Below are 26,611 nucleotides of genomic sequence, written 5' to 3'. Positions count from 1 at the left end.
ATGGCCTTGGTCGTGGAGGGGTTATGCCGCCGCGCTGCGCGCGTCGCGGGCGTCGCCCAACCGGGCGACGGCCTGCATCTCGCCACGGACGCGCGCCTGGGCCTCGACGACCTGGCCGAGGTCGCGCGCGGCGGCCTCCAGGTCCGGGCCGGCCGGCGCCGTGGACAGCAGGTGCTGCTGGAAGCGAGCGATCTCGGGAGCGCCGAGGTTGCCGTGGCCACGACGGCCCAGCCACCCGGCGAGGCCCTCGACGGTGATCTCCTCAGCACCGACGTCGCGACCACCGGCCGCTGCCAGCAGCAGCAGCTGGCGCGTCGCGCGGGCCAGCAGCTGGGCGCGGAAGCGATCGCCGTCCCACGCCGAAAGCTCGGCGCGCTCGTGGAGGTAGTCGCTGTCGTCGCCGTAGTGGTCGTACTGGACATGCCAGCCGCCCGCGCGCTCCTCGGCGGCAAAGCGCCCGAGGCGCTCGGCGATCACCTTGCGGCGGCCGTGCTGGGCGCTGCGGATCGGGTAATGGCGCAGGACGAACGGCACCGGGAAGACCCGCTTGCCCTCGAAGAGGACGTCGTGGCCGCCGTGCTGGTGAAGGTTGACCGGTCCAGCCGGCTGCCCCTTCCAGGCCTTGACCTGCAACAGGTCATACGGGCCCGGCTCCTCGTAGAAGCGCAGCGCCTCGCGCACGTCGGTGCCGGCGACAAAGGCGTCCTCGGGCGTCGGGCGGAAGTTGACCAGCTCGAAGTTGATGGCGTTGAAGCCGAGCTCGTCGGCCTCGCGCAGGCCATCGGCCAGCGTCGTGTGCGGCCACGGCGACTCGCGGAACTCATCCGCGTTGACGAACAGGTACCAGTCGGCCTGCACCTCGCCGGTGACCTGCTCGACGCGCTTGAGGATGTCGCGCCAGACCATCTCGTCCTCGTTGCGCGCGTCGAAGCCCGACTCGTCGGGGAAGCGCTCGATGCGCACCAGGCCGCGGCCGAGCCACGGCGTGGCGGCGGCGACCGTGCCATCGGTCGAGCGGTGGTCGAGGAGGTAGACGTCGACGCCTTCGGCGATCAGCGCGCCGATCGCGGCACCGATGACGTCGCCCTCGTTGTAGGCGGGCATGACGGCCAGCGCGCGGAAGGGCCGCTCGACCTTGGCCAGCTCGGCGGCGTGCACCTCGGCGCACGCCTCGGAGGCGGTGAGCACGGCCAGGACACCAGGGGTCGGCATGTCGACGCCGCTGACCGTCCCGTGCTCGAAGTGGTGGCGGCCGAGCGCCTCGGCCGCGGTGGCGACGTCCCAGCCCGGGACCCAGAGGACAAGCGCTTCAACGGCGGGGAGCGCGGCGGCCAGCTGGCTCAGCAGCGCCTCGGACGGCTCGGCGTCGACGAGCAGGACCCTGCCGTCGTGCTCTGGCGCGAGCACGCCGTCGACGGGCAGGATGGGGCAGGCCGCGTGGCGGGCAAGCCGACGCGCGGCTACCAGGGCCGGGGAGGGAGCGTCCACCCCCCGGTCATCGGCATCGCCTGCAGGTGCTTGAGCCTTCAGGTCGCTGCAAGGTCGACCCTTTAGCCTTCCCCGCGCATGCCCATCGCCCTCGCCCTCGTCCTCGCCGCCGTCACCGACAAGCTGGCCGACTTCGCCACCAACGTCGTCGGTGATCTCGGGCTGCCCGGGATCTTCTTGTTGATGGTGCCTGAGAGCGCGTGCATCCCGATCCCCTCAGAGGCCACGATGCTCTTCGCGGGCTTCAACGTCAGCGAGGGCAAGTACAGCCTCTTCGCGGCGGTGGCGGTCGGGGCGATCGCCAACCTCGTCGGCTCGTGGATCGCCTACGCGATCGGCTACTACGGCCGCCCCGAGCTGCTGGAGCGCTACAAGGTCTTCCACGTCAAGCCCGAGCACCTGGCGATGACCGAGCGCTGGTTTGAACGCTGGGGCTCGTGGGCCGTCTTCTTCAGCCGGATGCTGCCGATCGTGCGCACGTTCATCTCGCTGCCGGCGGGCGTGGCGCGGATGCCGTTCTGGCGCTTCTCGGCGCTGACGCTGGCCGGCTGCGTGCCGTGGATCCTGATGCTGACGCTTGTGGGCAAGGCCGCGCGCGACAACTGGGACGTTTGGAAGGACCGGCTGCACTACGTCGACTACGGCGTGGCGGTGCTGATCGTGCTGGCCGCAGCGTGGTTCGGGCAGCGCTGGTGGCGCGCGCGGCGGGCGCGTCTGGCGACCGATGCCGCCGCCTGAGCGCGCGGGGTTTCCGCTCTGCCACGCCGTCGCGCTCGGCGCGCTGCACGGCCCGGCCGAGCTGATCCCGATCAGCTCCTCGGCGCACGTCGCGCTGATCCCGCAGCTGCTGGACTGGCCGTCGGCGCGGCTGGACGACGACGTCCGCAAAGCCTTCGAGGTCGCGCTGCATGCGGGAACGCTGGGCGGTCTGCTGGTGTTGGTCCCGCTGCCGGGCGTGGCCTGGGCGGCGGTGGCGACGGGGCCCGCCGCGGTGATCGGGTTCCTGCTGGAGGGACCGATCGAGCAGCGCTTGGGCGGCATTGGCGCGACGGCGGTCGGGCTGCTGGCGGGCTCGGCGCTGTTGGTCGCGGCGGACGCGGCGGCATCGGGCTCGCGTCGTGCCGAGGAGGCGACGCTGGCCGACGCCGCCGTGCTCGGCCTCGCGCAGGCGTGCGCGCTGTGGCCGGGCGTGTCGCGCCTCGGACTGACTGTCGCCGCCGCGCGGCTGCGTGGCTTCCGGCGCGAGGCCGCGTTTGACCTCGGCCGCCGCGCGGGGCTGCCGGTCATCGCGGGCGCCACGGGCCTGAAAGCGTGGCGGTTGGCCCGGCGGCCGCCGGCGCCGGAGCTGCGCGTGGCGTTCGCAGCCGGGATGGCGGCGGCGCTGGCCTCGACGCTGGCTGCTGCACCGCTGCGCGGAGCAACGTCGGTCCTGGCCCCCGCGGCCGAGCGCGTGACGCTGGCGGCGCTGGCGCTGCGCCGTCTGCGACGATCGCAGGCATGAGCGATGCGGCCACATCGCTCGTAGGCCTCATCTGCGAGCATCGCCCACTATGAGCGATGCGTACGCCGCCGCCGGCGTCGACACCGACCAGGCCGACGAGGGCGTCGGCGCCCTGGTCTCCGTCCTGCGCACGATCGAGACCGGCACGCCGTCCCGGTCGGTCGTGCCCAGCGGCCACTACGCCTCGGTGCTGCGCGTCACCGACGAGCTCGGGATCGCGATCGCGACCGACGGCGTCGGCTCCAAGCTCGTCGTCGCCGAGCAGGCCGACCGCCTGGAGACCGTCGGCATCGACTGCGTGGCGATGAACGTCAACGACCTCGTCTGCGTCGGGGCCGAGCCGATCGCGCTCGTCGACTACCTCGCGGTCGAGGAGGTCGACCCGGAGCGGCTGGCACGCATCGGCATGGGCCTGAAGGTCGGTGCCGAGGCGGCGGGCTGCGAGGTCCCCGGCGGCGAGCTGGCGGTGCTGCCGGAGCTGATCCGCGGCCACCCGTCGCCGCAGGGCTTCGACCTCTGCGCGACGGCGATCGGGACGGTCGCGATCAAGGACATCATCTTGGGCGATCGGATCGCCGCCGGCGACGCGATCATCGGCGTGCCATCGTCGGGGCTGCACTCCAACGGCTACACGCTGGCCCGGCGAGCCTTGCAAGAGCAAGGCGGTTTAGGCCTCGACGACACACCCGCCGAGATCGGCGGCGCCTCGGTCGCCGACGCCCTCCTCGAGCCGACCGTCATCTACGTGCGCGCCGTGCTCGAGCTGCTGCGCTCCAGCGTCGACGTGCGCGGGCTGGCCCACATCACGGGCGGTGGCCTGACCAACATCCTGCGCCTCGGCGCCGGCTACGCGATCGAGGATCCGCTGCCGGTCACGCCGATCTTTGACCTCGTCGCCCGCCTCGGCGCCGTGGAGACCGCCGAGATGTGGGAGGTCTTCAACATGGGCTGCGGCTTCGTCGCGATCGTGCCCGAGGCCGACGCCGACGATGCCGCCGCGATCCTCGCCGGCCACCATCCCGGCGCCCGCCGCGTCGGCACGGTCACCGATCAGGTCGGGACCATCACCGTGCCGGGCCTGGGCCTCAGCTACCCGCTGCGATAGACGCCGAAGTCGCCGACGAGGCTCGGCGCGGGCAGCTCAGCTACCCGTTGCGCTAGCTCCGCCGCCGATCTCGCCGACACGGCGGACCAGCGCTGCGACCGTGCGCTCCAGCGCCTCGAGGCGCTCCCCGATCGCCGGATCCTCGTCCTCCCGCGTGACCGCGCCACCGATGTCGGCGACGGTGAACCATGCGTAGGGGAGATCGCAGGCCGCGGCGATGACGCGCAGGTGCGTCTCCTCCGCGCGACCACGGACGGTGCCGAGGTCCTTGAGCGTCGAGCGGCTCAGCGGCGTCTGCTCGGCCAGCTGCTCCCAGCTGCCGATGTCGGCCAACGCCATCGCGGCCCGGATGCGCCGCCTGATCTCCTCCTGCTCGAGCACTCGCCCGCGACGCTACGGAGGACAGAATCTGCCGGTGCTCGACAGATCAGCCGTATTGGCGCTTCTTTAGCCTTTTAGGATTGAAAAGAACAGGATCGGCTGGCGCGCTGCCCTGGAGATCTCGCGCTCAACACCGCTAGGGCGTGCGCGCCGCCACGTCGGTGAGCATGCGCTCGACATCAGCCCAGCCGGTAGTGCTCGTGCGCCACACCCGCTCAACGAACGCGCGACGCTGACGGGAGTCGACCTGCTCAATGAGCCCCGCATCGCGCAGCTTTCGCACGTGGTAAAGCGTCGCACTCGGCGAGAGGTCGACGAGCGCCGCCAGCTCGCGCGCAGAGGCTGGCCGTTGCTCGAACAGCACGAGGGCCTGGAGGCGGGCAGGATGCCCAAGTGCTGACAGGAAATCGGGATCGAGCATGGAGCCGGGGCCCGACCATACGTCCTCGTGCTCACCCATGCGGGTATCACGTCGGTGACTGTTGAGCAGATCTTTCACAGTGGGTCTATCGTCTCTTGCGATGTCCGAGCCCGTCCCTGCCGACGTCCTCCGGGCCGTCGCGAACCCTCTGCGCCTCGCCCTGCTCGTGGCACTGGAGGATCACGAGCAGGCGCCGAGCGAGCTAGCCGTGGCGCTCAACGCCGCGGAGCCAACGATCGCGCACCACCTCGCGATCCTCCACGACGCCGGCCTGGTCGCCGCCGCCGCGGACGACCCAAGCCGATGGCGGACGGCCGAAGGCTGGGCGGCCATTTCCGCCGCACTCGAGCGCCTTCAGAACCCCTAGGTCCTTGTTACTGAATTTCTGACCAAGTCCGCAGGCTGCCCACCGAAATGCCGGTGGCCGCCGTCGAGTAGGCCCGCTACTGCTCTGCTGGGACGACGATGTGGTGTTCTGCGACGGCGGCCGAAGCGAGATCACGGTCCCAGGTGGCCAGAACCAGCTCGGGGTGGCCGATCGCACTCGCCGACGCGAGGTGCACGGCGTCGTAGCCGCGGAGGCCGCGACGCTCGGCAAGATCGCCGGCAGCGCGGGCTAGGGCCTCGTCGAGTCCGACGACGTCGAGGTCGTCGCACAGCTCCTCGATGGTCCTCACCGCGGCACGCAGCATGCGCGTATCGATCCGACCGGCCCGATATGCGGCGGCCGCCGCGGCACGCGCCTCGGGATAGACCAGCTGACTGGAGGTGACGCCCTCCGCCCGATCCCACAGCTCCGCGGCCACATCTGAGCCGGGCTCCTCGAAGACGAGCTTGACCAGCGCCGACGTGTCGAAGTAGACGATCAGCGTCGCTGCTCGGCCACGAGGTCGGACACCGACCCTTCGGCAACCAGCCGCTTGCGGCCGCCGACCTTGCGCCTCGGCCGCGTTGCCTCGCGCACGAGCCCACGTGCGCGCAGGTCTGCGAGGGGGTCGCTGACTTCCAGCGGGGAGAGCCGCGCCACCCGCTGGCCCCGCATCGTCACAAACACCTCGCTCCCTTCGGCAGCGTGGCGCACGTAGCGGCTGAGCTGGTCATGCAGCTCGCGAACGCCGACCTCGGCCTTCAGCTTGGAGCCACGTAGCGTCATGTCGTCTAGCGTAGACGCTACACCCGAGAAGTCGCAAGGCTTGTCAGAAGGGCCCCTCGCGCAAGGCCATCTCGAGGTCGTACAGGCCCCGCTGGAACAGCCAGACTTCGCTGACCGACGAGGCCAGTCGCAACAGCTCCATTGGTTCGGCTACCGCGACACCTACCTCATGCGTTTGATCGAGCAGCTTGTACAACGTCGGTCGATATGTCCGCGTGAATTCCGCGATGGTCTGGTCCTGCCACCGTTGATCGCCAGAGAAGCACGAAGTCCAATCCGGCAGACGCTCGGCAACTGACGGTATGCCGGACAGCGCAGCTGCTTCCAACGCTCGGCTGCGTAAGTAGCTCGTGAACTCGTGCTGACACGCGCGCAGCTCGGTAGCGATCCGAACACGGTCTGGCATGTCGTACCGGCGCGGAAAACGATCCTGACGCCGCTTCTTCTGGGTATGTCCGCTCAACAACACAACAAGTCCGGCTGCTATCAACACATACCCGCCGACCGTCCAACCTCCGTGGGCTCGGGCCAGGCCATAGACAGCACTTGCGATGCCGAACAGGGTCACCGCACTCCCGCCTCGTGTAACCAACGGGTGGTCCAAGACTTGCAAGAGCCGCGTGAGCAGAGACACGGCACATCAGTGTAAATAGGCCGTACGCGGGCGCAGCTAAGCAGTGGCGAGGACCGGTGCCGCAGCGGCGGGCGTGGTGAAGAAGGCGCGGAGGGACTCGGTGGTGGGTTCGAGGACCGCGTTGCCGGCGGTGGTGGCGAGGCGGGTGTGGCCGGTGGAGGCGCCGTGGAGTCCGATGAAGGCGTCGGTGGCGGCGTGCAGGGCGGCGTCGCGGCCGGGGGTGGCGTGCAGGAAGCGGACCTCGATGTCGGCGCAGTGGTCGAGGTCGATGCCGGCGGTGGTCGCGGCGGCGAGGATGTGGGCTTCGATCTGCTCGGGTGTGCCGTCGCGGGCAGGGTCGGCGACGAGGATCAGCGTGCCGGGAGTGCCGGCGGGCGCGACGGTGGCCCAAGCGCCGAGCAGCGCGGCGAGCTCGTCGCTGCCGCGGTAGGCCGGGAGCGCGAGCAGGCGCGGGCGCGCCGCAGCGGCGAGGTCGAGATCGACGGCGGGAAGCTGGGTGATGCGTGCGGGACGGTCGCTCAGCGCGCGAATCCGCTCCGCGTAGCGCGCGGCCACGGCGTCCCAGCCCAGCGACTCGGCAGCCGCGCGGGCCGCAGCGCCCCGGCGTGCACGCTCCTGCTCGCCCACGACAGCCACCTCGCGCAAGAGCGTGACCAGCGCGTCGCGATCGGGCTCCAGCATCCAGGCCTCGCCGGCCAGCGGGAGGTCGCCGATCCGGCGCCCGGGCAGCAGCGCCTTGGCCGATGGGATCTGCCAGCCGGCGTCGGCCGGGCAGAACTCGTCGGTCGGGCCGCCCTCGGTGACGATCGTCGGCAGCCCGCAGGCCATCGCCTCGAGGACCGGCATCGCGAAGCCTTCGCCGCGGTAGGGATGGACCAGCACATCGCAGGCGCGATAGAGCGCGGCGACCTCGTCGTCGGTGAGGGTGTCCGTGAGGTGAACGACCCGCGGTCCGTCAGCGTCGGCCGCCATACGCAGCAGCTCTGCGCGATCGCCGCCACGGTAGACGCCGTCGGCGCCGAAGTCCTTGACGATCAACGACACATCGTCGCGCCCGGCAAACGCCTCGCCGTAGGCCGACAACAACACATCGATGCCCTTGCGCGAGATCGCGCCACCGACGAAGAGGAAGCGCAAGCCGCCCGCCCCGTCGAGCTCCATCGCCGGACCCTCCGGCGAGTAGTGCGCCAAGTCGACACCATTGGGAACGACCGCCACGCGGTCGGCGTCGACCCCGGCCTCCAGGTACATGCGCCGCACGTGCTCGGACGGCACCCACAGCTCATCGACCACCGTCTGCAGCGGCGCGACCCAGGCGGTCGGGATCGACCCGAACTCCCACGGCTGGATCAGCGCGAGGTGGCCCGAAGCCGGCGGGCGGAAGTCCGGCGGCCACTGGTGGCGGACCTCGACGTCGGCCGCATGCGGCAGCGGCGTAGGGGCCGCCGTGCGGTCGGTGGCGCCTGCGCGCACGATCAGCGACGGGTCGTCCTGCAGCGAGCCGCAAACCGAGCGGTTGATCCGCCCCAGGCTCGTCGGCGCGTCGTGCTCGCCGACCCACGCCACGACGGTCGACGGCTCGTCGACCACCCGCGACGGACGCTGCCCGGCGTAGTACTGCTCCAGCTCATCGACGTAGGCGCCAAAGCCCCGCGGTGCCTCGATGCCCGCCTGCAAGCGCTCCAACAACCCATGCTCGGTCGCCAGTCGCTGCAGCTGCGATGCCAGCCCCGCGGCGTCGCCGCCGTCGAAGGCCAGCCCATCGACCTCGTCGCGGATCGCCTCGGCCAGCCCGCCCATGCGCGGCGCCAACACCGGCACGCGCGCGGCCAGGCACTCGCCGGCGACCAGCGGCGCGCAGTCCCACCACAACGACGGGAGCGCGGCGACGTCGACGCCGCCAAGGTGGTCGGGGAGCTCGGCGGCGGCGAACTTGCCACAGATCTCCACGACACCGCGAACGTCGAGCGCGCGCAGGCGGGTGGCCATCGCGTCGGACACCTCGCCGTGGATCTGCACGCGCAGCGGCGCGTCGACCAGCTGCGCGGCCTGCACGAGCAGCTGCGCACCCTTGTGGGCGTAGACCGAGCCGAAGAAGCCGACGGTCAGCGCACGGTCGTCAACACGCCCCGGCGCGCGGTCGCGCCCCACGCGCTCCCAGGCGAGCTCCTCGGCAGGCACCGACTGGCGGACGACGTCGAGCGCCTCGGCCGGATAGCCCTGGTCGATCAGCGTGCGGCGCACGCCGTGCGAGACCGCCAGGCACGCGGTGATCCCGCGCGAGAACGCTTCGCGGATCGTTGCCAAGCGGTTCTTGTAGGCGTCGGGTCCGGCAGCGTCGCCACCGATGCAGGTGGCACAGTCGGCGCCGGCGTCGCCGGGGCCACCGCAGAGGCTGTTGTCGCCGCGCAGCAGGTAGGCGCGCGGGCAGACCAGCCAGTAGTTGTGGGTGGTGAAGTAGGACGGCACGCCGCGGGCGTGGGCGACGTCGAGCAGCGCCGCGCCGAGGTTGTGCAGGTTGTGGAAGTGCACGACGTCGGGCTGCAAGCGATCCATGACGTCCTCGAACGCGGCCGTGATCGGCGCATCGTCGAGCTCGCGGTCGGGGTGGGCCATGTCGAGCAACCCGTGCGGTCGGTTGTGCACGCCGACCAGCCGGACGCCGCAGTCCTCCCACTCGCGCAGCGCGTACGGCACGCCGGACGGGTCGGGCGCGACGGCGGCATGAAAGACCGTGACATCCCAGCCACGGCGCACGAGCTCACGGGCGGCGAAGCGCGGCAGCATCGTGCCACCGCCGGCGTCATCCCAACCGAAGGCCGTCATCAACAACTTGCCCTTGCTGCGTGCCGGCGGCGGGCAGGCCGGCAGCGCCTGGGCGCGCTCCAACACGCGACGCGCCAACCGCGGCAGCGGCAGCGCACGGTGCGTCAGTTGGCCGGCCAACCGCGTCAGCGCCTCGCGCTCACCATCGACCGCCGACAGCAGCGGCCAGTCGATCTCGGGCACGAGCAGCTCCAGCGACTCACGCTCCAGCGACTCCCACAGCGCAGCCTCGACCTGGTCGATCTCCAGATGGCGCATCGACTCGTCGGAGAAGTTGTCACCGTGGCGGCGCAGCTTGATCAGCGGCTCGTCGCCGGCGTGGCGAAAGCGGAAGTGCGGCGCGGCGCGCAGCCAGAAGTGGAAGTCCTGGGCCAGCGTGTAGTCGGGGTGATAGCCACCGACGGCCTCATAGACGCGCCGGTGCACCAGCCGCGTCGGATCGATGATGACGTTGTGGATCCGCCAGAGGCATTCGAGCAAGGCGGTGGTCTTGAAGTCCGCCACCGATTGGCGGCCGCGCTGCGTGCCGTCGGCATCGATGATGTGAGCGTCGCCGTGGACGACGCCCGTGTCGGGATGCGCATCGAAGACGGCGACCGAGCGCGAGATGCGATCGGGCAGGCAGACGTCGTCGTCGCCGAGCATGCCGATCAGCTCACCGCGGCCTTCACGGATGATCGTGTTGTAGGCCTCGGCGATCCCGCGGTTGGTCTCATGGCGCACGATCCGCAGCCGCGGGTCGTCGAAGCGCGCCAGGACCTCGTCGATCTTGGGGTTCTTCGAACCATCGACGACGACCAAGACCTCGAGGTCCTGGTAGTCCTGAGCCAGGCAGGAGGCGACCGCCTCGGCCAGGTAGGTGTCGCGGGAGTAGGTGGCGACACCGAGCGTTACGCGCGGGGAGGGAGTCATCCACTCCCGGAAATCGGCATCGAGCCGACCGACTTGAACGGGCTCAGCCGAGCCGGACGTAGCCGGTGGCGCCATCGCCAGATGCGTCGTGCGTGCGGCGGGTGACCGCGTTGGAGGAGTTGCCCTCGATGGTGTGGATCTTGCCGTCGGGATCGACGGACTCGACGATGCCGACGTGCTCGCCGCCCCAGACGATCAGGTCGCCGGCCTGCGGCGGCGTGCCCGACGCTGCGGGGTTCCAGCGCCCGGTGCGCTGCGCCCACGCCGACACCGCGCTGACCGAGCCAAAGCCCTGGCCGGCCTCGCCGAGCGGCGCGCCCGCCTGTTGTGCTGCATAAGAGACGAAGTAGGCGCACCACGGCCCGATGCCGCTGCCGGCCGTGGAGGACCGATAGTCGGCGATGCGCGGCGAGTCGTTGGAGCCGGGCGGCTGCTCGGTCTGGCCGACCTCGCCTTGGGCGAACGCCAGCGCGCGCTGGCCGGCGGTGGTGGCCGTCGCGCCCGAGAAGCCGAGCGTGGTCGCGGCGCCCGCCGGGGCGGCGACACCGGCCGAGGAGCTCTGGCCCTGGAGCATCGTGGCGAACTGCGCGCCGTTGACCGCGCTCTGCGCAGCGGTCGACGGCGGCACCAGGCCCTGGTGTAGCTCGGCGATCCGTGCGAGCACGTTCTCGACGCTCATCTCCACCGTGATCGGTCGTGTGCGCCGATCCTTCACCCCGCGGGCGTCAGGACAACGACCGAGGGGCGGCCCGAAGGCCGCCCCCCAGCGTCGGAGACCCGACGAATGTGCTTCGTGTCAGTCCTAGCCCAGGAGACGCAGCACGCTCTGCGGGGCCTGGTTGGCCTGGCTGAGCATGGCCGTGCCGGCCTGCGAGAGGATCTGGTTCTTGGTCAGGGCGACCATCTCGTCGGCCATGTCCACGTCGCGGATCCGCGACTCAGCGGAGGTCAGGTTCTCCTGGTAGGAGGCTGCCACCGACAGGGAGTGGTCCAGACGGTTCTGCACGGCGCCGAAGGACGCACGGGCGGTCGAAACGGCCGTGATGGCCAGGTCGATCTCCGAGATGTCCGTGGTGCCGGCCGTCGACAGCGAGGCGTAGCTCGTGCCGACCGTGGTCGCCAGGTCCACCAGCGCGATGCCGATCTGCTGACCGTCGTTGGCGCCAACCTGGAACGACACCGTGGCGGAGCTGTTCAGCAGGTTGATGCCGTTGAACTGCGCCGAGCTGCCGATGCGGGTGATCTCGGACGCCAGCTGGTTGACCTCGTTCTGGATCGACGTGCGAGCGGTCGTGTCGAGCGAGCCGTTCTTGTACTGCACGGCCAACTCACGGATGCGCTGCAGCATCGAGTGAACCTCGTCCAGGTTGCCTTCCGCGGTCTGCACCATGGAAGCGCCGTCCTGGATGTTCTTCTGGGCCTGACCAAGGCCGCGAATCTGCGACCGCATGGACTCGGAGATACCGAGGCCGGCCGCGTCGTCCGCCGCGCTGTTGATGCGGTAGCCCGAGGAGAGGCGCTGCATCGACTTCGAGATGGCGGCCGACGTCTTCGAGAGGCTGTTGTAGCTGTTCAGCGCCTCGACGTTGTGCGTGATGCGAAGGGACATTCGTCTATCTCCTTGATGACGTTTGTGTTGGGGTCCCACAGCGACTCCTTGTCGCTGCTTGCTGCTAGGCCGAATGATCGGCGGCCCGTGTGGCGCGCTTGAGGTCTGTCCAGTCCTGCCTGGACGAGAGTGTCAGTCAGACGCGGACGTCGATGTGCGGGCGCCCGTCATCGGGCGGCGGCGGAAGGTCGGGCACGGGGGCGCGGCGGCGACGCTGCTGCTGGGAGCGCTCGCGGTCGCGCTTCTCGGTGGAGCCATCGGAGCGACGGACCGCCGGGATGGCCGGCGGCTGCGGCGGCCGCGGCCCGATCGGTTGGATGCGGTCCACGGCTCAGCCTCCTGTCAGCTCTGGGGCATGGCCGCCTGGGCGGCCTTCTGGGCTTCGGCGGGCGGGCGGGATGCGGTCTCGCGGGCGGCGGCTTGGGTCTCGGCTCTGGTGATCAGGCGCCGACGCAACCCCTCGAGCTCGGCCAGCGCGATGTGGCGCCAGATCGTCTGCACGATCATCCACGCGGCGAGGTAGCCGACGATGCCGCCGAGCACCCCGCGCTCGATCGCGTCGGGCCACGGGAGGCCGGCGCCGCGGGCGAGCTTGAGGACGACGGCGAAGGCGATGAGGCCGCCCCAGCCCTTGGCGATGGCGATATGACGGCGAGCGCGCGGGTGCGCGGAGAGGCGGATGCCGGCGGCGCCGTCGCTGGCGTCGGCGCTCTCGGCGTTCTTGTCCTTCTTGGCCATCAGGCGAACCTCCGCCGCTGCTCGCGCGACATCTCGAAGGCCAGGTGCATCAGGCGGATGCGATCAGGCTGGGCGACGTCGGAGAACTGCAGGCCGACGCGATCGTAGGTCTCCAGCCGCACGACGCGGCCACAGCCAGTGACCGCAGCCTCGCCATCGCCGAGCTCCAGCGCGAAGCGCAGCTCGTCGCCGAGCTTGGGCGCCTGCAGGCCCTTGACCAGCATGCCGCCGCCGGAGAGATCGATCGCGTGCGCGTGCGTCGTCACGTCATCTTCATCGGCGTCGGCCGTCACGAGCGTGAGCGGGAGGTCCACCGTCGCACGCACGTACTCGCGGCGCTTGAGCAGCTGCGGGCTGCCGCGGTGGGCAAAGCGCACGGTGTCCTTCTCGCCATAGCCGCGACCGATGCCGCGGCGGTGCTGCGGGACGTCGAGGCGGCCGTGCATGCGCGCGATGCCGTCGTCGTTGATGAACTCGATCATCAGCGCGCTGCGCTCCAGCCGTGGCGTGGGCGTCGTCGGCTGCTCCAGCAGCGCGAGATCGAAGAAGCCGGGGCCGGCGTCGGTGACGCGCGCGAGCACCTGCTCGGTCTGCGGAACCGCGAGCAGGAGCTCGTCGCCGATGCTGGGCAGCAGACGGCTCATGGCACGAGATCGCGCGCCAGCTCGGTCGCCGAGGCAGGGCGCAGCCCGGCTTCGACGGCCTGGCCGCGCGCCAGGTAGGAGAGCGGGAGGCCGGAGTCGATCGCCAGGCCGATGACGGTCCCGATCATCTCGGTCTCGTCGGTGTGGGTGAGGACGAGCGCGCCCACGCCGAGCTCGCGCACGCCGCCGACGAGCTCTTGGGCCGCGGCGGGCCCGATCGTCGCCGGGACCGCGAGGTGCAGCTCGTCGGGTGCGAGCGCGTCGAGCTCGGCGCCGAGCGAGCGCAGCTCGCCGGTCGACCGCGGGCTGACGCCCGGCGTGTCGACGATGATCAGCCCGTCGCCGCGCAGGCTCGCGATCCGAGCGGCGCCCTCCGCGCCGCTCTCGACCGCGTGCAGGGCGACGCCGTAGGGCGCGAGCAGGCGGCGCAGCTCGGCGCCGCCGTCAGGGGAGCGCAGCGCGATGACGCTGACCGACAGGGTGCCGTGGCGCGCGTGGGCAGCGGCGAGACGGGCGACGCAGCGCGTCTTGCCCGCGCCGCCGGGGCCGACGAAGCCGATGACGCCGGGGCCGCTGCGCAGCGGGTGCATCGGGATCCGGCGCGCGAGCGCGTCGGTAACGAGCTCCTTGGGATCGGCGCCGGGCAGCAGCGGGGCGAGGCCGGCGATGGCCTCGTGGGCGATGGCCTCGGCCAGGCTCGCGCGCAGGCCACGGGCGACGAGGCGCTCGGCCGCGACCAGCGCGGCGGCCGGGAGACCGGAGACGGGCGCCGCGGCGGGGACGAGCGGGACGGGCGGGACGGGCGGGACGGACTCGGGCTCGGGCTCGGGCTCGGGCTCGGGCTCGAGCGCGATGGGCTCCGGCGCAGCAGCGACTGGCTCGGGCTCGATGGCCTGCGGCTCAGGCTCAGGCGCAACGGGCTCGGGCTCCGGCGCCGCGGCAACCGGCTCGGGCTCCGGCATTGCCGATGCGGGCGCAGGCACAGGCGCGACCGGCTCGGGCGCAGGCCCTGCCGACGTGGGCGCTAGCGGATCGACCTCGTGAACAGACGCCGGCTCCTGCTCGCCACCGAGGTAGTCGAACATGCCGGTGGGCTGTTCGACCGGACCGAGCTCGGCCGCGGGCGCGGGCTCGTCCTCCTCGTCCTCGTCGAGCCACTCGTCGTCGTCGTACTCGTCGTCTTCGATGATCTCGGCGCGCGGCGCGACGGGCTCAGGCGCCGGGGCGACCTCGGGCTCCGCCGGCGGCAGGCCCGCGTTGAACAGCGAGGCCAAGCCGCCCTGCTGGGGCGGCGCGGGCGGGAAGAGATCGTCGACGGTGACGTTCGTCGCGCCGGGCAAAGCGTCAACCTCGGGCGAGATCGCCGGGCGCGCTTGCTGCTGGCGCTCATGCGCCTCAGCCAATTGCGCGGCAAAGGCCGCGGAGATATCGGGGCCGGCCGGGGCCGCGTTCTCGCCCGGACGCACCTCGACCTCGATCTCGCGCCTGGCGAAGAAGCCGCCGACGCCGCCGCTGCTGGTCTCACGGCGCGACACGATGACCGCGTCGTCGCCCAACTCCTGGCGGATGCGCGGGACGAGCTCTTCGAGCGAGCGTCCGCGGTAAGTGAAGGTGTCTTGGTCCTCTTGCGGTGCCATCAGGCAGTCACGACTCCGATCGTCTCCACGCCGATCCCGGGTGCGATCTCGTTATACGCGCAGACCGAGAGCTGAGGCAGCGCCTGCTCGCAGAGCCGGCGCAGATGCCGGCGCACGCGAGAGGAGCAGATCAACACCGGCCGCCGGCCGCGCGTGACGGCCTGCTCGACATGGTTCGACAACTGGTGGACCAAAGCCTGCGCGCGGGTGGGATCCATCGCGAGGTATTCCCCGTCCGGCGTCTGGGCGATGGCGTCTGAGACCTCCTGCTCGAGGTGCGGATCGAGCGTGATCGCCCGCAGCGTGCGCTCCGCGTCGAGGTAGGGCGAGACGATCGTGCGGCCCAGTGCCTGGCGGGCGTACTCGGCCAGCAGCTCCGGATCGCGCGTGACGCGCGCCCGGTCGCCGGAGGCCTCGACGATCGCCCCGAGGTCGCGGATCGAGACGCCCTCGCGCAAGAGCGCTTGCAAGACGCGCTGCAGCTCGCCCACCGACAGCAGATCGGGGACGACCTCGTCGACGACGGCGGCGTTGTGCTCCTTGAGGCTGTCGAGCAGGGTGCGCACGTCCTGGCGGGTGAGCAGGTCGGCGGTGTGGCGCCGGATCGTCTCGGTCAGGTGCGTGACGACCACGCTCTCGGCGTCGACCACCGTGTACCCGAGCGCCTCGGCCTCGGCACGCTGGGCATCGGTGATCCAGACCGCGGCCATGCCGTAGGCCGGATCCTGCGTGGGGATGCCGTCGAGGTTGCCGAACGCGTCGCCCGGGTCCAGCGCCAGCTGGTGGCCGGCCATGATCTGGCCGCGCGCGACCTCGGTGCCGCGCACCTTGACCGAGTACTCGTGGCTCTGCAGCCCGATCTCGTCGTGGATGCGGACCGACGGGATGATCGTGCCGACCTCGGCCGCGATCTGGCGGCGCACCGCGCTGACGCGCTGCAGCAGCGACCCTCCGGAGCTGCCGTCGACCAGCGGCACGAGCCCGAAGCCGATGCACAGCTCCAGCGGATCGAGCGACAGCGCGTCCTGGACCTGGTCGCGCGGCGACGATGGCACCGGGGGCAGCGCCGCCGCGGCGGCGAGGCGCTCGACCTCGGCGGCCTCGGTCGCGGTGGCGGTCTTGGACAGCGCGCGGCCGGCGAAGATGAAGAGGCCGCCGATGACCAGGAACGGGATCTTCGGCAGGCCCGGGATCAGCGCGAAGAAGCAGATGACGACGCCGGCGACCATCGGCGCGCGCTGCTGGGCGCCGATCTGGGTGACGACCTGCGAGCCGAGGTCCTCCGAGCTGGCCGCGCGCGTGACGATGATGCCGGTCGCGACCGAGATCAGCAGCGCGGGGATCTGGGCGGCGAGGCCGTCGCCGACGCTCAGCAGCGAGAAGTGCTGGACCGCATCGCCGATCGGGCGGTGCTGCATGACCACGCCGATGACGATGCCGCCGATGAGGTTGATCGCCGTGATCAGGACGGCGGCCATCGCGTCGCCCTTGACGAACTTCGAGGCGCCGTCCATCGCGCCGTAGAAGTCGGCCTCCTCGGAGATCTCCGCGCGGCGCTTGCGCGCCTCGTCCTCGGTGATCTGCCCGGCGTTGAGGTCGGCGTCGATCGCCATCTGCTTGCCCGGCATCGCGTCCAGCGTGAAGCGCGCGCCGACCTCGGCCACGCGCCCGGCGCCGTTGGTGACGACCACGAACTGGATGACGATGAGGATCAGGAAGACGACGAGGCCGACGACGATGTTGCCGCCGATGACGAACTTGCCGAACGCCTCGACGACGTTGCCCGCGTCGCCGTGCAGCAGGATCAGCCGGGTGACCGAGATGTTGATGGCCAACCGAAAGAGCGTGGTGATCAACAGCAGCGACGGGAAGACCGAGAACTCCAGCGCCTTCTTGACGTAGAGCGTCGTGACCACGATCGCCAGCGCGCAGCTGATGTTCAGCGTGATCAACAGGTCCAGCAGCATCGGCGGCAGCGGGATGATCAACATCACCACGACCAGGACCACGACGCCGGCGGCGATCAGGTCGGTGTACTTGCCCAGCTTCTGCATCGACGTAGCCATGCGCGTGGTCCTCTAGGCGGTGGCGAGCCGGCGGCGGCCGGCGACGCGGTAGACGTAGGCCAGGATCTGCGCCACGGCGGCAAACAGCTCCTCGGGAATCTGCTGGCCGACCTCGACGTTGGCGTGCATGGCGCGCGCCAGCGGCGGGTCGGGGACGATCGGGACGCCAGCCTCTTTGGCGATCTCGCGGATGCGCAGGGCGATGAGGTCCTTGCCCTTGGCGACCACCGTCGGCGCGGCCGAGTGGCCGTCGTACTTGAGCGCCACGGAGTAGTGCGTGGGGTTGGTGACGATGACGTCGGCGGTCGGGACGTCGGCCATCATGCGGGCGCGGGCAGCCTCGCGCTGACGGCGGCGGATCGCGCTCTTGACCTCGGCCGGGAGGTCCTGGCCCTTGCCCTCCTCCTTGACCTCTTCCTTCTTCATCTTCAGCGACTTCTCGTGCGAGTAGCGCTGGTAGATGAAGTCGATGGCGCCGATGAACAGGTAGGCGAAGGTCGCGCGCAAGGCAATGTGCTTGACCAGCGCGGCGACCGTGCTGCCGAACTGCAACGGCGAGATGCCGACCATCGACGCGTAGTCCTGGATGTGAGGCAGCAGCGCGCTGAGCACCACCCACCCCACGATGCCGATCTTGACGATGTTCTTGGCGAGCTCGACGAGGCTCTGCTTGCCGGCGATCTTCTGAAAGCCCGTCTTCGGGTTCAACCGGCGGAAGTTGGGCTTGAGCGCCTGGGACTTCAGGCGGATGCCGACCTGCGCGAGGTTGACCACGATCCCGACCAGCGCGCAGGCGGCCACGACCGGCGCCAGGCAGATCGCGGCGTTCTTGCCCGACTGCATCATCAGATCGCTGATGGTGTTGATGGTGACGGGGTCGCGCTGCGCCCCGGCGGTCAGCGAGTCGTGGATGCCGTCGGCCATGCGCTGCACCATCGAAGAGCCGGTGACACCCAGCGTCAGCAGCCCGGCGAGCACCACGGCCGCGCCGCTGAGGTCGGTGGACTTGGCGACCTGGCCCTTCTTGCGCGCCTCTTCGCGGCGCTTGGGTGTGGCCTTCTCGGTCTTGTCAGCGTTCGACATCGGCGATCACCCCACCCGCAACGTGTTGAGGGCGGCGCCGACGTCGGTCTGCAGCTGGTCGCCGATCCAACCGGCGACAAACGGCATCGAGGCGCCGATCAGCAGCAGGCCGATGACGACCTTGGCCGGGATGCCGACCTGAAAGACGTTCAGCGTCGGGACGACGCGGGTGACCATGCCGAAGGCCGCGTCGGTCAGGATCAGGGCCAGCAGGACGGGGCCGGCGACCTCGATCGCGCTGGTGAAGACCTGGATGAACGCGCCGCTGGCGCCGTTGACGATGTGGGCCAGCGACGGGTACTGGGTGAGATCGACGATGTCGTAGGTGCGCGCGAGGCCCTTGATCACCCAGGCGTCGCCGCCGATGGCGATGAACACCATCAACCCGATCATGCTGTAGGCCGTGCTCAGGACCGCGGACTGGTTGCCGTTGACGGGGTCGACCAGGCCGCCGTAGGAGAAGCCGATCGTCGTGTCCAGGAACGTGCCGGCCACGGCCAGCGCCGCGAACGTCGCGGCCAAGGCGTAGGCGAACGCGCTGCCGACCAGCAGCTCCTTGGCCAGCAGCGAACCGATCCCCATGATGTCGGTCGGCAGGTGCGTGCCCGACGCGACGACCGGCGAGAGGCCGATGGCCAGCGACACGGCGATCACCGCGCGCACGCGCGCGGGGACCATCTTGCTCGAGAACAGCGGCGCCAGCAGAAACAGCGGCGACAGACGCCCGAGCACGAGGAAGAACGCGAGCACGCGTTGCTCGCCGAAGTCGGTGATCAGCTGCGCCGCGGAGTTCTGGAGCTGCGGTCCCACTTACCCCACCATGTTGGGGATGGAGGTCCACAGCTCCGAGGTGTAGCTCAGCAGCTGGTTGAGCATCCACGGCCCGCCGATGACGAGCACGACGGCCATCGCCACCACCTTCGGGATGAAGGCGAGCGTCTGCTCCTGGATGGAGGTGACGGCCTGGATGATCGAGATCAGCACGCCGACGATCAGCCCCACGCCGAGCAGCGGGAGCGAGATCTTCAGCGCCAGGCTCATGGCCTGGGTCGCAAGGGAGATGACGACGTCCTGGTTCATCAGTGAAACGACTCCACGAGCGAGCGGGTGACCAAGTCCCAGCCGTCCACGAGGACGAACAGCAGGATCTTGAAGGGGAGGCTGATGAAGACCGGCGGCAGCATCATCATGCCCATGGACATGAGGGTGGAGCTGACCACCAGGTCGATCACCAGGAACGGCAGGAAGATCAAGAAGCCGATCTGGAAGGCCGTCTTGAGCTCGGAGATGATGAAGGCCGGGATCAGGACGTAGGTCGGCACGTCGGCGCGCGTCTGCGGGCGCTTGAGCTTGGAGAGGCCCACGAACAAGGCCAGGTCCTTGGTGCGGGTCTGGCGGAACATGAACTCGCGCAGCGGCTTCTGGCCGCGGTCCAGCGCCTGGGCCTGGGTGATCTCGTTCTTGCTCAGCGGGTCGATCGCATCGGTCTTGACCTTGGTGAAGGTCGGGGCCATGACGAAGATCGTGAGAAAGAGCGCGATGCCGACCAGGACCTGGTTGGGCGGCGCGGTCGGCGTGCCCAGCCCGGTGCGGATGAAGCCGAGCACCACGAGGATGCGCGTGAAGCCGGTGACGCAGAACAGCAGCGCCGGGACGAGCGTGACGGCGCCGACGAGGATCAGCAGCTGGACGGCGTTGCCGCCGTCGGCCGACAGGCCGTTGGTCGCGGCGATGATCATCGCGCGGTCCGGTCGCGGATGCGGTCGAGCGTGTCGCTGAAGAGGAGCTTGGCCTTCTCGACGGGACCATTGACGGCAACGACGGTCGCGTCGCCGTCGACGTCACCGCTGCCGAGCTGCAACAGCCCCAGGTCGCGCGCCTCGTCCTCGGTGTAGGTGCGGATCGGGACGATGCCGTGCTCGGCGCTGCCGACGAGCACGAGCTCGCGGCCGGCGCGGATCAGGTGCACCGAGCGGTTGGGGCCCAGCGGCATCGACGCCTCGGTGCTGAGCCCGAAGCCGTGCGAGCGCTCCGAGGCGCTGCTGGACTTCTTCATCTGGCGCAGGACCCAGGTCAGGCCGTAGATGACGGCCACGACGACGGCCAGGCCGACGAAGGTGCGCGCCAACCCGCCGCTGGTCCCGCCGCCGACGTCGGCGACTTTCGCCGGCGAATCGCTCGGGAGGTTCAACGGCGTGTTCTCGCCGTAGGGGTCCTTGCCGGCGGCCAGCACGTAGGCCGGCGCCAACAGGACGCAGAGGAGTGCGGCCGCCAGGGCGGCCGTGAGGATGCGATATGGCTTCACTTGGAGGGACTCGGTAGGTCGGGAGGGACGACCAGCCAGTCACATAGATCGGCCTGCGCGTATACGACTTGAGGGGTGTGTCTGGACGACCGTTCGAGGGGTCAGCACCCGAACGGTCGGGCTAAGGCGTTATGCAGCCTCGGGCACTGCGGCGGGCGGCTCGCCCGCCGGCAGCTCGGCCGGCTCGAAGGCCACAGGTGCCGGTACCGCCGCCAGCCCGCGCTCGGCGCCGTTGACCTCGGTGATGCGCAGCCCGAACTGCTCGTCGATGACGACGACCTCGCCGCGGGCGATCGGGCGGCCGTTGACCAGCAGGTCCACCGGCTTGTCGGCCAGGCGGTCCAGCGTGACGACCGAGCCCTGGCCCAGGCTCATGGTCTCGCCGAGCGACATGCGCGTGCGGCCGACCTCGACGGTCAGCTCCACGGTCACGTCGGTCAGGCGGGTGAGGTCTGCGTCGCCAGGCGTTGCAGCAGCGGCGGCGCCTTCGGGCAGCGGGGTGAACTCGACGTCGGTCATGGTGATGCTCTCGCTTCCTTGCGGGACTTACTGGATCGCCAGGTCGGTGAACATGACGTCTTCTGCCTTGACATCGGTCTCTCGCTGGACGCGCTTGAGGACCAGCTTCTGGACCTTCAGCCGCGACTTCTCGTGCTGAAGGCGGCTGGAGGGGATGTCGGTGAGCGTGTCGGTGATGATCGCGCGCACCGCGGCCTCCTGGGGCAGCAGGCCGTAGCCGTCGGGCGGCGTCGGCGCCTCCTTGCCCAGCTTGGCGACCTCGGCCTCGAGGTAGCCCTCCTTGAGGACCAGCGCGGCATTGAGCTTGGCGAAGCGCCCGCTCTTGAGGTTGATCAAGAAGTCCTTCTGCATGATGTACACCTCGCCCGCGATCTTGGGCTTGGGCACCGGCGCGGGCTTGGCGATCACGAACTTGTAGACGCCACCGAGGACGAGCAGCAGGACGGGGATGATGATCTTGATGTTCTTCATGGCTTCGGGGCGAAGTTCGGCTTGATGGAAGGGAACTTGGTGGCGGCCTGCGCCTCCGGCTTGATCGACGGTGCGCCGGTCGTGGTGACCTCGGTGATGCGCGGCACGAGGATCTCGACGCGGCGGTTGAGCGAGCGGCCGCCGGCGGTCTTGTTGGTGGCGATCGGCGCATAGGCGCCACGGCCGGCGGCCGTCATGCGCAGCGGCGAGATGCCGTCGTGGGCGAAGGTGCGGAAGATGGCGTTGGCTCGCTCGGTGGACAGGTCGAGGTTGTCGATGAACTGCTCGCTGTGGATCGGCTGGGTGTCGGTGTTGCCCGAGACGATCAGCTTGTGGTCGGCCTGGGTCGTGGCCAGCAGGTTGGCGACGTCCTTGAGCAGCGGCAGCGAGCCGGGGCGCGGCACGGCCGAGCCGCTGTCGAAGAGCAGGTCATCGGTCAGCAGACGGATCAGCAGGCCGTCCTTGGTGACCGTCGCCTTGATCTTGCCCGACAGGTTCTTCTTGGCCGCGACGTGGTCGATCTTCTTCTTGAGCGCCTCGAACTTCTTCTGCTCGACGTTGGTGGCGCCGCCCGACTTGACGGTGTCCTTCGGCGCGCCGACGTAGGGCTGCAGGCTGGACTCCTTCGGGGCTGCCGACGGCGTCTTGATGTTCGTGGTGCCGCCCGCGTTCTTGATCGACTGGCCGCCCGGCAAGATCTTGCCCGAGAACGCGTCTTGCAACGAATGCTGCAGCGTCTCGAACTTGGTCTTGTTGACCGCTGAGATCGAGAACAACACCATGAACAGCGCGACGAGCAGCGTCATCAGGTCGGCGTAGGTGACCAGCCAGCGCTCGTCCGGATGGTCACCGTGGTCGCCACCGCGCTTCTTCTTGCCGCCGTGTCCGGACATCGTCTGGACCTATGCGGCCTCGGCCGCATCCTCGACGGCCTGGAGCTTGGGCTTGGCGTCGTCGGCCTCGACCGCTTCGCGCTCGTCAGGGGCGAGGTAGCTGAGCAGCTTCTGCTGCACCATGCGCGGGTTGTCGCCGGCCTGGATGGCGAGGATGCCCTCGAGCACCAGCGAGCGCTCGTCGACCTCCTTCTGGCTCAGCATCTGCAGCGAGTAGCAGACCGGCAGGTAGACGACGTTGGCCGAGCCCACGCCATAGAGCGTCGCGATGAACGCGCCGGAGATGGCGGGGCCGAGCGTCTCGGGGGCGCTCAAGTTGGAGAGGACGTGCACGAGCGACACGACGGTGCCGAGCACGCCGATGGTCGGGGCCAGGCCGCCGGCCTTCTCGAAGACCGAGAAGCCGAGCTTGTGGCGTGCGGCCATCGCGTCGATCTCGGCGTCGAGGATCTCGCGCAGGAGGTCGGGGTCGGTGCCGTCGACGATCAACTGCATGCCCTTGCGCATGTAGGGCTCTTCGATCGCCTCGATCTCCTCCTCCAGCGCGAGGAGGCCGTCCTTGCGCGCCCGCTCGGCGAAGGAGACCAGCGTCTTGACGCGCGCGCCGAGGTCAGGCTGCTCGCTCATGATGGCCTTCATGTACAGCTTGGGGATCGCCATGAAGCGCTTCATCCCCACGCCGCCGAAGACCGCGCCCGCGGTCCCGCCGAGCACGAGGATCAGCGCGTTGATGTTGAGGAGCATCGGCGGCGCGACGCCCTCCATGATGCCGGCCATGATGATGGCGGCAGCGGCGATTCCAATTCCGATTGCGGTGGCGGCCTTCATAAGTGTCACCCCCTGTCGTCGGCCATGGTCTGCCGGACTTCAGGGCGCTGGTACTAGCCCAGAGCCTTCTCCACCGCCGACAGGACACGATCGACCTGGAAGGGCTTGACGACGAAGTCCTTGGCGCCGAGCTTGATCGACTCGAGCACCTTGGACTCCTGGCCCAAGGCCGAGCACATGACCACCTTCGCGCTGGGATCGACGGCGATGATCTCCCTCAGCGCGGTCAGGCCGTCCTTCTCGGGCATGGTGATGTCCAGCGTCATGATGTCGGGGCGCAGCTCCTGAAAGCGCTGCACCGCCTCGGCACCGTTGGCGGCCTCGCCAACGATCTCGTGACCGCCGCCCGTGAGGGCGTCGGACACCATCTTGCGCATGAACGCGGCGTCATCGACGACGAGCACGCGAGCCATCAGACTGCAACCTCCGTGGGTGTGGTTGGGGTCGGGGTAACTAAGTCCTCGCAGCCGTTCTCCGCGCCGCCCTCAGCGCCGTCGCCGCCGCCGAGCACCGTCTCGATGCGCACCGCCAAGCCACCGTCGTCGGTGACCAAGAGGCGGCCGGTGGCAAAGCGCATGCCGTCGGCGTAGAGGTCGATCGGCGCCTCGACCGCGCGGTCGAGCTCGACGACCGCACCGCTGGGCAGCGCCACGATCCGGCCCGAGGGCATGCGCGTGCGGCCGAGCTCGGCCCAGACGCGGACGCTGATGTCGCGCAGCGCGTCGCCGAGCGGGGCGTCGTCGTGGCTTTCGGTCAGGCCGTCCAGCGCGCGCGTCATGCGCACGATGAACGCGTTGGGGACCAGCTGCACGAGCAGGCAGGGGACGCCGCAGAAGTTGAAGGTCACCGCCGTGGCGTGGCCGGGGTGCTCCCAGCCGGTGCCGCCGGCGTCGGCGTCGGCGAGGTGGCGGATGTCGGGCGGCGCGATCTCAACCTCTTCGCCGAGCACCTTGCTGGTGGCCACCGCGGCGGCCGACATCATCTGGTTCATCGCCTCGCCGACGGCGGAGAACTCGAGCTCTGAGAGCTCGCCGCCGGCCTCGACCTCGTTGGGGTCGACGCCCATCATGGCCGCCGCCAGGCGCCGGGCGCCCTCGATGCCGATGACCATCACGTTGCCGCCGGTCACGCCGTCGACGTAGGAGACGTCGGCGCCGATCGCGGGGAAGATCGCGTCGGCAAACGGCGACTGGTCGGGCGGGATGACCTCGACGGTCCCGAGCGTCACGCCGTCGGGCGCGAACATCTGCAGCACGCCCTGGACGGCCTCGGCGGTCGAGGCGCCGAGGCGCAGGAGGGCCTGTTCGGCGTTCATGGGGTCTCCTGAACGGGTCCGGTGATCTGGACGGCGCGGTGCTTGCCGCTGCGACCGCCGCGGGCGTGGAGTACGGGCGTGCGGTCGGCGAAGAGCGTCAGCTCGGTGTCGGCGTCGGCATCGAGGCGGATGACATCGCCCGGCGCCAGCGCGAGGATCTCGGCGAGCGTCAGCTGCGTGTCGGCGACCTCGGCGCGCAGCGAGACCTCGACGTGGCTGAGGCCCGCGTTGACGGCTGCGGCGACGACGGGGTCGCGCGTCTTTGACTCCTCGTCGTGGCGTGAGAACGCCGAGGCGACCGGCGCGATCGCCGCGTAGGGGATCAACAACGCCATCGTCGACGACAGGCCGTCGAGGCGCGCTTCGAGCGTCAGCACGAGCGTCGGCTCCGAGCCCGAGGCGACCTGGATCGTCTCGGCCTGGGTGTCGACCTCGGCGATCTCGAGCGTCATCTCGGAGACCTCGAACCAGACCGAGGAGAGCGCCTCGACGATCGTGCCGAACATCCGCTGGACGACCATCAGGTCGATGTCGGTCAGCTCGCGGTCGCGCGATGCGGTCTCGGGGCGCCCGCCGAGCATCCGCTCCAGCGCGACCAGGACGACCGGCAGCTCGGCGCTGAGCAGCATCCGGCCCTCGTGCGGCGCCGTGTCGATCTGAATGTGGACGGAGTGGTCGGGAAGCTGTGCGAACGCGTTGGTCCACGTGAACTGCCCGACGTCGATGACCTCGAGCTCGATCGAGGTGCGGTGCTCGGCGACCAGGCGCGTCGCTGAGCGCTCGATGAAGGTCTCCATGGCGCGGCGGATCCGCCGCTCCTGATCGGTGGTGAACTTCGTCGGCCGGGTGAAGTCGACCGTGCGCAGCCAGCGGGCGCGGCGGCCTGGGCTGCTGTCGGCGTCGACCGGCAGGTTGCCCTCGCTCGCGCGCTCGAAGAGCTTCTCGATCTCGTTGGCGTCCAAGAACCCACTCATGCGTATACGGCCTTTGCTTCGGTTCCGGCCCGGCCGCCGAGCAGCTGCTCCTCGCGGCCTCCGGCTTCGCGGACGGTGATGGAGATGTCGGTGCCGACGTGGATGCGCAGCGTGCGGCCCTTGTTGCCGCCGGTCTGCGTCGCACGGATCGGGATGCGAGCGGCCTCGACCAGGCCGGTCACGGCCGCGATGTTGCGCTGCCCGATCTCCTGACCGCTGCCGCCGCCGAACTGGAACATGGCGGCGCCGCCGACCAGCACCGCCTCCAGGCGGGTGCGCCGCGCGCCGGTGGCGAGCATGAGCTCCAGCAGCGACGGGACGGCCAAGTCGGCGTACTTGTGCGGCAGCGGCGGATCGGGCTGCGTCGCGGCAGGCAGCATCACGTGCGCCAGCGCGACGATGGCGCGGGCGCGATCGATCAGCGCCAGCCCGATGCACGAGCCCAGGCCGATGCACGCCAGGGTGTCGCCCGGCGTCGTGGAGACAAATGCCTCGCCCATGTGGACGACGGTCTCCATCTACAGGCCCAGCCGCTCCAGGAGCTGCTTGATGCCGCCGTGGTCGGGCAGCAGCAGGAAGGACAGGGAGCACTGCTCGTCTTCGACCATGAGGTTGGAGTCGAGGATCAGCGCCTCGTCGACATCCTCGCCGCGACCGAGCAGGACCGACGAGATGATCGCGCCCAGCATGTCCTCGACGACCTGCGGCGGCGCCGGCTCCATCACCATGCCGACCATCTGGGAGAGCACGTTGATGTAGTTGGTCCCGAGGATGTTGCCGACCTCGCCGAGCATCGACCGGCCGTCCGGCGTCGAGGGCTCCAGGCCGTAGATGCCGCAGAGCGCGCGGGCGTCGGGGTCGGGGAAGAGCAGCAAGACGATCGCCTCGAAGTCACCGACGACCGGCACGACGACGCCGTGGCGCAGATCCTCGGGCGCGCCGACGATCGCCACGGCCTCGGCCAGCGGCAGCGCCGCCGCCGTCGGCACCGAGATGTCGACGACCTTGCCGAGCATCGAGCTCAGCGCCGTTCCGGCGTTGCCGGAGCCGATGTTGGCGAGCTCGCGCAGGGCGTCGAGCTGCATGTCGGTGAATGCGTTCATGGCTT

32 protein-coding genes are annotated in these 26,611 nt (G+C 70.2%); 4 read left to right on the top strand and 28 right to left on the bottom strand.

The window, feature by feature from the left end:
• Positions 1-21 precede the first annotated feature (21 nt).
• On the bottom strand, positions 22-1,488 hold the full coding sequence (locus tag VGO10_RS15530; RefSeq protein ID WP_327469942.1) for a hypothetical protein: 1,467 nt from the start codon (positions 1,486-1,488) through the stop codon (positions 22-24).
• A gap of 78 nt (positions 1,489-1,566) precedes the next feature.
• On the opposite strand from VGO10_RS15530, the gene VGO10_RS15525 reads away from it, so the two are divergent.
• The 3 genes from VGO10_RS15525 to purM are packed head-to-tail and all read left to right on the top strand — an operon-like array spanning position 1,567 to position 4,094.
• Positions 1,567-2,226, top strand: a complete 660-nt coding sequence (locus tag VGO10_RS15525; protein WP_327469940.1) for a DedA family protein — start codon at positions 1,567-1,569, stop codon at positions 2,224-2,226.
• Positions 2,213-2,989, top strand: a complete 777-nt coding sequence (locus tag VGO10_RS15520) for an undecaprenyl-diphosphate phosphatase (protein WP_327469938.1) — start codon at positions 2,213-2,215, stop codon at positions 2,987-2,989. The genes VGO10_RS15525 and VGO10_RS15520 overlap by 14 nt, the downstream gene beginning before the upstream one ends.
• A gap of 49 nt (positions 2,990-3,038) precedes the next feature.
• Positions 3,039-4,094 (top strand): phosphoribosylformylglycinamidine cyclo-ligase, encoded by a 1,056-nt coding sequence (gene purM / locus VGO10_RS15515; protein WP_327469936.1) that lies wholly within the window; start codon positions 3,039-3,041, stop codon positions 4,092-4,094.
• Positions 4,095-4,130: 36 nt separating this feature from the next.
• Here purM and VGO10_RS15510 read toward each other — a convergent pair whose 3' ends face one another.
• Complete coding sequence (locus tag VGO10_RS15510) at positions 4,131-4,475, bottom strand: hypothetical protein (RefSeq protein ID WP_327469934.1); 345 nt, start codon at positions 4,473-4,475, stop codon at positions 4,131-4,133.
• 136 nt (positions 4,476-4,611) lie between these two features.
• Entirely contained in the window at positions 4,612-4,974 is a 363-nt protein-coding gene (locus VGO10_RS15505) for a winged helix-turn-helix domain-containing protein (RefSeq protein WP_327469932.1), read from the bottom strand.
• Positions 4,975-4,996: 22 nt separating this feature from the next.
• On the opposite strand from VGO10_RS15505, the gene VGO10_RS15500 reads away from it, so the two are divergent.
• Positions 4,997-5,263 carry an ArsR/SmtB family transcription factor gene (locus VGO10_RS15500; RefSeq protein ID WP_327469930.1) on the top strand — a complete coding sequence of 89 codons (267 nt, stop codon included), beginning with the start codon at positions 4,997-4,999 and terminating at the stop codon, positions 5,261-5,263.
• Positions 5,264-5,339: 76 nt separating this feature from the next.
• Here the strand turns inward: VGO10_RS15500 and VGO10_RS15495 are convergent, their stop codons facing one another.
• The 25 genes from VGO10_RS15495 to VGO10_RS15375 all read right to left on the bottom strand — a co-directional run bounded on the left by VGO10_RS15495 (position 5,340) and on the right by VGO10_RS15375 (position 26,606).
• The gene (locus VGO10_RS15495; RefSeq protein ID WP_327469994.1) at positions 5,340-5,762 is read right to left on the bottom strand and encodes a type II toxin-antitoxin system VapC family toxin; all 423 of its coding nucleotides are present in this window, start codon (positions 5,760-5,762) and stop codon (positions 5,340-5,342) included.
• Complete coding sequence (locus VGO10_RS15490) at positions 5,762-6,049, bottom strand: hypothetical protein (protein WP_327469928.1); 288 nt, start codon at positions 6,047-6,049, stop codon at positions 5,762-5,764. The genes VGO10_RS15495 and VGO10_RS15490 overlap by 1 nt, the downstream gene beginning before the upstream one ends.
• 43 nt (positions 6,050-6,092) lie before the next feature.
• Positions 6,093-6,617: a hypothetical protein gene (locus VGO10_RS15485; protein WP_327469926.1), complete on the bottom strand. Its 525-nt coding sequence runs from the start codon at positions 6,615-6,617 to the stop codon at positions 6,093-6,095.
• Positions 6,618-6,719: 102 nt separating this feature from the next.
• Positions 6,720-10,421 carry a glycosyltransferase gene (locus VGO10_RS15480; RefSeq protein WP_327469924.1) on the bottom strand — a complete coding sequence of 1,234 codons (3,702 nt, stop codon included), beginning with the start codon at positions 10,419-10,421 and terminating at the stop codon, positions 6,720-6,722.
• Between the two features lie 43 nt (positions 10,422-10,464).
• The gene (locus VGO10_RS15475) at positions 10,465-11,100 is read right to left on the bottom strand and encodes a CHAP domain-containing protein (RefSeq protein WP_327469922.1); all 636 of its coding nucleotides are present in this window, start codon (positions 11,098-11,100) and stop codon (positions 10,465-10,467) included.
• 123 nt (positions 11,101-11,223) lie between these two features.
• Positions 11,224-12,030 carry a flagellin gene (locus VGO10_RS15470; RefSeq protein WP_327469920.1) on the bottom strand — a complete coding sequence of 269 codons (807 nt, stop codon included), beginning with the start codon at positions 12,028-12,030 and terminating at the stop codon, positions 11,224-11,226.
• A 136-nt stretch (positions 12,031-12,166) separates the two neighbouring features.
• Positions 12,167-12,358: a hypothetical protein gene (locus VGO10_RS15465; protein ID WP_327469918.1), complete on the bottom strand. Its 192-nt coding sequence runs from the start codon at positions 12,356-12,358 to the stop codon at positions 12,167-12,169.
• Between the two features lie 14 nt (positions 12,359-12,372).
• Entirely contained in the window at positions 12,373-12,768 is a 396-nt protein-coding gene (locus VGO10_RS15460) for a hypothetical protein (RefSeq protein WP_327469916.1), read from the bottom strand.
• Positions 12,768-13,412 (bottom strand): PilZ domain-containing protein, encoded by a 645-nt coding sequence (locus VGO10_RS15455; RefSeq protein ID WP_327469914.1) that lies wholly within the window; start codon positions 13,410-13,412, stop codon positions 12,768-12,770. The genes VGO10_RS15460 and VGO10_RS15455 overlap by 1 nt, the downstream gene beginning before the upstream one ends.
• On the bottom strand, positions 13,409-15,049 hold the full coding sequence (locus tag VGO10_RS15450; protein ID WP_327469912.1) for a hypothetical protein: 1,641 nt from the start codon (positions 15,047-15,049) through the stop codon (positions 13,409-13,411). Before VGO10_RS15450 ends, VGO10_RS15455 begins: the two co-directional genes overlap by 4 nt.
• The gene (gene flhA, locus VGO10_RS15445) at positions 15,049-17,115 is read right to left on the bottom strand and encodes a flagellar biosynthesis protein FlhA (protein WP_327469910.1); all 2,067 of its coding nucleotides are present in this window, start codon (positions 17,113-17,115) and stop codon (positions 15,049-15,051) included. The genes VGO10_RS15450 and flhA overlap by 1 nt, the downstream gene beginning before the upstream one ends.
• Positions 17,116-17,127: 12 nt before the next feature.
• Entirely contained in the window at positions 17,128-18,198 is a 1,071-nt protein-coding gene (gene flhB / locus VGO10_RS15440; protein WP_327469908.1) for a flagellar biosynthesis protein FlhB, read from the bottom strand.
• Between the two features lie 6 nt (positions 18,199-18,204).
• Positions 18,205-19,008 carry a flagellar biosynthetic protein FliR gene (locus tag VGO10_RS15435; RefSeq protein ID WP_327469906.1) on the bottom strand — a complete coding sequence of 268 codons (804 nt, stop codon included), beginning with the start codon at positions 19,006-19,008 and terminating at the stop codon, positions 18,205-18,207.
• Entirely contained in the window at positions 19,009-19,278 is a 270-nt protein-coding gene (gene fliQ, locus VGO10_RS15430; RefSeq protein WP_327469904.1) for a flagellar biosynthesis protein FliQ, read from the bottom strand.
• Complete coding sequence (gene fliP, locus VGO10_RS15425) at positions 19,278-19,937, bottom strand: flagellar type III secretion system pore protein FliP (RefSeq protein ID WP_327469902.1); 660 nt, start codon at positions 19,935-19,937, stop codon at positions 19,278-19,280. The genes fliQ and fliP overlap by 1 nt, the downstream gene beginning before the upstream one ends.
• Entirely contained in the window at positions 19,934-20,503 is a 570-nt protein-coding gene (locus VGO10_RS15420) for a flagellar biosynthetic protein FliO (RefSeq protein WP_327469900.1), read from the bottom strand. Before VGO10_RS15420 ends, fliP begins: the two co-directional genes overlap by 4 nt.
• A gap of 129 nt (positions 20,504-20,632) precedes the next feature.
• Entirely contained in the window at positions 20,633-21,022 is a 390-nt protein-coding gene (fliN, locus tag VGO10_RS15415; RefSeq protein WP_327469898.1) for a flagellar motor switch protein FliN, read from the bottom strand.
• 27 nt (positions 21,023-21,049) lie between these two features.
• A complete protein-coding gene (locus VGO10_RS15410; RefSeq protein ID WP_327469896.1) occupies positions 21,050-21,493 on the bottom strand; it encodes a flagellar basal body-associated FliL family protein in 444 nt (147 codons plus the stop codon).
• On the bottom strand, positions 21,490-22,386 hold the full coding sequence (locus tag VGO10_RS15405; protein ID WP_327469894.1) for a flagellar motor protein MotB: 897 nt from the start codon (positions 22,384-22,386) through the stop codon (positions 21,490-21,492). The genes VGO10_RS15410 and VGO10_RS15405 overlap by 4 nt, the downstream gene beginning before the upstream one ends.
• A 9-nt stretch (positions 22,387-22,395) precedes the next feature.
• The gene (locus VGO10_RS15400; RefSeq protein ID WP_327469892.1) at positions 22,396-23,214 is read right to left on the bottom strand and encodes a motility protein A; all 819 of its coding nucleotides are present in this window, start codon (positions 23,212-23,214) and stop codon (positions 22,396-22,398) included.
• Between the two features lie 53 nt (positions 23,215-23,267).
• Positions 23,268-23,627, bottom strand: coding sequence for a response regulator (locus VGO10_RS15395; protein WP_349258950.1), 360 nt, complete (start codon positions 23,625-23,627; stop codon positions 23,268-23,270).
• Positions 23,627-24,529, bottom strand: coding sequence for a FliM/FliN family flagellar motor switch protein (locus VGO10_RS15390; RefSeq protein ID WP_327469890.1), 903 nt, complete (start codon positions 24,527-24,529; stop codon positions 23,627-23,629). The genes VGO10_RS15395 and VGO10_RS15390 overlap by 1 nt, the downstream gene beginning before the upstream one ends.
• Complete coding sequence (locus VGO10_RS15385) at positions 24,526-25,503, bottom strand: flagellar motor switch protein FliM (protein WP_327469888.1); 978 nt, start codon at positions 25,501-25,503, stop codon at positions 24,526-24,528. The genes VGO10_RS15390 and VGO10_RS15385 overlap by 4 nt, the downstream gene beginning before the upstream one ends.
• Positions 25,500-26,021 carry a chemotaxis protein CheD gene (locus VGO10_RS15380; protein ID WP_327469886.1) on the bottom strand — a complete coding sequence of 174 codons (522 nt, stop codon included), beginning with the start codon at positions 26,019-26,021 and terminating at the stop codon, positions 25,500-25,502. Before VGO10_RS15380 ends, VGO10_RS15385 begins: the two co-directional genes overlap by 4 nt.
• Entirely contained in the window at positions 26,022-26,606 is a 585-nt protein-coding gene (locus tag VGO10_RS15375; RefSeq protein WP_327469884.1) for a chemotaxis protein CheC, read from the bottom strand.
• Between the last annotated feature and the right edge of the window lie 5 nt (positions 26,607-26,611).

The sequence above is a fragment of the Baekduia sp. genome, assembly GCF_035996765.1.
In the GTDB taxonomy this organism is placed as follows: domain Bacteria; phylum Actinomycetota; class Thermoleophilia; order Solirubrobacterales; family Solirubrobacteraceae; genus Baekduia.
Note: the sequence above shows the minus strand (reverse complement) of the source record. Positions and strands in the feature narration are given on the sequence as shown.

What these genes read in the sequence shown, in the direction of transcription:
- purM (WP_327469936.1), top strand. Translation starts at nt 3,039, where the DNA reads ATGAGCGATGCGTACGCCGCCGCCGGCGTCGACACCGACCAGGCCGAC.
- VGO10_RS15475 (WP_327469922.1), bottom strand. Translation starts at nt 11,100, where the DNA reads ATGAGCGTCGAGAACGTGCTCGCACGGATCGCCGAGCTACACCAGGGC.
- flhA (WP_327469910.1), bottom strand. Translation starts at nt 17,115, where the DNA reads ATGGCTACGTCGATGCAGAAGCTGGGCAAGTACACCGACCTGATCGCC.
- VGO10_RS15480 (WP_327469924.1), bottom strand. Translation starts at nt 10,421, where the DNA reads ATGACTCCCTCCCCGCGCGTAACGCTCGGTGTCGCCACCTACTCCCGC.
- VGO10_RS15450 (WP_327469912.1), bottom strand. Translation starts at nt 15,049, where the DNA reads ATGGCACCGCAAGAGGACCAAGACACCTTCACTTACCGCGGACGCTCG.
- VGO10_RS15455 (WP_327469914.1), bottom strand. Translation starts at nt 13,412, where the DNA reads ATGAGCCGTCTGCTGCCCAGCATCGGCGACGAGCTCCTGCTCGCGGTT.
- fliN (WP_327469898.1), bottom strand. Translation starts at nt 21,022, where the DNA reads ATGACCGACGTCGAGTTCACCCCGCTGCCCGAAGGCGCCGCCGCTGCT.
- flhB (WP_327469908.1), bottom strand. Translation starts at nt 18,198, where the DNA reads ATGTCGAACGCTGACAAGACCGAGAAGGCCACACCCAAGCGCCGCGAA.
- VGO10_RS15405 (WP_327469894.1), bottom strand. Translation starts at nt 22,386, where the DNA reads ATGTCCGGACACGGCGGCAAGAAGAAGCGCGGTGGCGACCACGGTGAC.
- VGO10_RS15470 (WP_327469920.1), bottom strand. Translation starts at nt 12,030, where the DNA reads ATGTCCCTTCGCATCACGCACAACGTCGAGGCGCTGAACAGCTACAAC.
- VGO10_RS15385 (WP_327469888.1), bottom strand. Translation starts at nt 25,503, where the DNA reads ATGAGTGGGTTCTTGGACGCCAACGAGATCGAGAAGCTCTTCGAGCGC.
- VGO10_RS15525 (WP_327469940.1), top strand. Translation starts at nt 1,567, where the DNA reads ATGCCCATCGCCCTCGCCCTCGTCCTCGCCGCCGTCACCGACAAGCTG.
- VGO10_RS15490 (WP_327469928.1), bottom strand. Translation starts at nt 6,049, where the DNA reads ATGACGCTACGTGGCTCCAAGCTGAAGGCCGAGGTCGGCGTTCGCGAG.
- fliP (WP_327469902.1), bottom strand. Translation starts at nt 19,937, where the DNA reads ATGATCATCGCCGCGACCAACGGCCTGTCGGCCGACGGCGGCAACGCC.
- VGO10_RS15500 (WP_327469930.1), top strand. Translation starts at nt 4,997, where the DNA reads ATGTCCGAGCCCGTCCCTGCCGACGTCCTCCGGGCCGTCGCGAACCCT.
- VGO10_RS15380 (WP_327469886.1), bottom strand. Translation starts at nt 26,021, where the DNA reads ATGGAGACCGTCGTCCACATGGGCGAGGCATTTGTCTCCACGACGCCG.
- VGO10_RS15395 (WP_349258950.1), bottom strand. Translation starts at nt 23,627, where the DNA reads ATGGCTCGCGTGCTCGTCGTCGATGACGCCGCGTTCATGCGCAAGATG.
- VGO10_RS15460 (WP_327469916.1), bottom strand. Translation starts at nt 12,768, where the DNA reads ATGGCCAAGAAGGACAAGAACGCCGAGAGCGCCGACGCCAGCGACGGC.
- VGO10_RS15520 (WP_327469938.1), top strand. Translation starts at nt 2,213, where the DNA reads ATGCCGCCGCCTGAGCGCGCGGGGTTTCCGCTCTGCCACGCCGTCGCG.
- VGO10_RS15410 (WP_327469896.1), bottom strand. Translation starts at nt 21,493, where the DNA reads ATGAAGAACATCAAGATCATCATCCCCGTCCTGCTGCTCGTCCTCGGT.
- VGO10_RS15390 (WP_327469890.1), bottom strand. Translation starts at nt 24,529, where the DNA reads ATGAACGCCGAACAGGCCCTCCTGCGCCTCGGCGCCTCGACCGCCGAG.
- VGO10_RS15375 (WP_327469884.1), bottom strand. Translation starts at nt 26,606, where the DNA reads ATGAACGCATTCACCGACATGCAGCTCGACGCCCTGCGCGAGCTCGCC.
- fliQ (WP_327469904.1), bottom strand. Translation starts at nt 19,278, where the DNA reads ATGAACCAGGACGTCGTCATCTCCCTTGCGACCCAGGCCATGAGCCTG.
- VGO10_RS15400 (WP_327469892.1), bottom strand. Translation starts at nt 23,214, where the DNA reads ATGAAGGCCGCCACCGCAATCGGAATTGGAATCGCCGCTGCCGCCATC.